Source organism: Kribbella sp. (assembly GCF_035655035.1).
In the GTDB taxonomy this organism is placed as follows: domain Bacteria; phylum Actinomycetota; class Actinomycetes; order Propionibacteriales; family Kribbellaceae; genus Kribbella.
Genome location: NZ_DASRVN010000499.1, coordinates 1 through 2,103 on the forward strand (window position 1 = coordinate 1; position 2,103 = coordinate 2,103).

Annotated in this window: 3 protein-coding genes; all 3 read right to left on the reverse strand. The window is 69.9% G+C overall.

The genetic code is table 11. From position 1 onward, the window contains the following. Nucleotides 1-755: prolipoprotein diacylglyceryl transferase (gene lgt / locus VFF46_RS27320; protein WP_325040090.1), on the reverse strand; the 755-nt coding region annotated here is incomplete at its 3' end. A gap of 72 nt (nucleotides 756-827) precedes the next feature. After that, nucleotides 828-1,526, reverse strand: a complete 699-nt coding sequence (locus VFF46_RS27325) for a DsbA family protein (protein ID WP_325040091.1) — start codon at nucleotides 1,524-1,526, stop codon at nucleotides 828-830. After that, entirely contained in the window at nucleotides 1,523-2,002 is a 480-nt protein-coding gene (locus VFF46_RS27330) for a MauE/DoxX family redox-associated membrane protein (protein ID WP_325040092.1), read from the reverse strand. Before VFF46_RS27330 ends, VFF46_RS27325 begins: the two co-directional genes overlap by 4 nt. Nucleotides 2,003-2,103: the final 101 nt, after the last annotated feature.

Below are 2,103 nucleotides of genomic sequence, written 5' to 3' on the forward strand. Positions count from 1 at the left end.
ACGAACATGATCAGGGCCGTCCACACGTTCAGGCGGAGGCCGAAGATGTGGTTGACGGTGTCGATGCGCAGGTTCTCGATCCAGGCGCGGCCCGCGGTGTAGGCGGCGGCGTACAGGAAGAACGCGCGGCCGTGGCCGAGCTTGAAGCGGCGGTCGACGAGCAGTACGAGCGCGACCACGCCGAGGTTCCAGATCGCCTCGTACAGGAACGTCGGGTGGAACGTGGCGAAGTCGGCGTACCCCGGCGGGCGGTGCTCGGGGGCGATCTCCAGACCCCACGGCTTCGTGGTCGGGCGGCCGAACAGCTCCTGGTTGAAGTAGTTGCCGAACCGCCCGAAGATCTGCGCCAGCGCGATCCCGGGCGCAATCGCGTCGGCGACCGCCAGGAACGGCACCTTCGCCCGCCGGCAGGCGATCCAGGCACCGAGCGCGCCGAACCCGACGGCACCCCAGATGCCGAGCCCGCCGTGCCAGATCTTCAGCGCGTCGATCGGGTGCTTGCCGGGACCGAAGTACAGCTCGGCGTCGGTGATCACGTGGTAGATCCGCGCACCGACCAGCCCGAACGGGATCGCCCAGAACATGATGTCGGCGAGCACCGGCGCGGACCCGCCGCGGGCGACCCAGCGGCGGCGGCCGAGCCAGTACCCGGCGAAGATGCCGGCCAGGATGCACAGCGCGTAGGCACGGATCGGCAGGCCGAGAACGTGCCAGACACCCTGGCTCGGGCTGGGAATGAACGCCGGAACCGTCACGGCAAGACTCAGACTAGACATGGCAAGTGGGAACGCTACTCGACCTGTCAGGGCACGGCCACAAACGCTCGGTCACGATGCGATCGCATCCACGGCCTTTTGCAGGCCCTCGGCGGTCAGCTGGTCGGCCGGGAGCTGTTTGCCGTTCAGGTAGACGGTCGGCGTCCCGGTCACGCCGCGGTCGTCGGCGGCCTTGCCGACCGACTCCAGCCAGCCCGCGTACGTCTTGTCCTGCAGGGCCTGCTGGTACTTCGCGTCGCCGACGCCGAGCTGCTTGCCGAGCTCGATCAGCTGGTCGTCGGTCCAGGACTTCGAGAAGTCGCCGTACAGCTGGTCGGCGAAGCCCAGGGCCTTGCCGTTCGCGGCGGCCGCGGCGAACGCGTTCGCCAGCCGTGGCGAGGCGCTCGGGTTCACGAACTGCAGCGGCCAGTACGTGAGCGTCGCGGTGCCGTCCGCGACCAGCTTGTCGATGGTCGCGCCGCTCTCCTTCTCGAAGTCCGCGCAGTGCGGGCAGCGGAAGTCGAGGTACAGGTCGATGTTCACCTTCGCGCCGGCCTTGCCGACCGTGACGCCCTTGCCGGACGTCCCCGGGCCGGTGATCACCGCGGGCTCCGGGCGCCCGGTCGGGGTCACCTCGACCTTGGAGTGGCCGCGGTAGTACTGGACGCCGACGCCGCCGGCCAGCGCCAGTACCAGGATGACCACCACGACGATCGCGGGCGAGATCCGGCGCTTCGGGGGCTGCGCCAACGGGTTGCCAGTGGTGCTCACGACGCGGTGACTCCTTGTGGTGTTTCGGATACGACGGCGAACTTGCTGGCCGGGTACACCCACAGCCAGCCGGCCAGCAGCAGCAGGCCGGCGTCCCGCAGGATCTCCTGCAGGTACTTCGTCTGGCCCGGCGCGACCTGCCCGCCGCCGCCGAAGCAGCCGCAGTCGATCGACAGCCCGCGCGCCCAGGCCGACGACACCGCGACCACGAACGCGAGCAGGAACACCCCCGCCGCGACCGCGGCCGTCCGGACGCCGAAGCCGACGATCAGCAGCAGCCCGATCGCGATCTCCAGGAACGGCAGGCCCCAGCCGACCGGTTGCACCAGCGACGACGGCAGCAGCTCGTACGCCCGGACCGCCTGGGCCGCGGTCTCCGGGTCGGTGACCTTCATCGCGCCGGCGACCAGCATCACGCCACCGAGCAGCAACCGCGCCCCCAGCGAGACCCACCCGAACCAGCCCCGCCGCTTCACTGGTTGTCCTCCACCAGCTTCCCGAAGTCGTGGGCCAGGTCACCGATCGCGGCGTTCGACAGCCAGATCACGTTCGCCTCGTGGTTCTTCCCGAAGCCGAT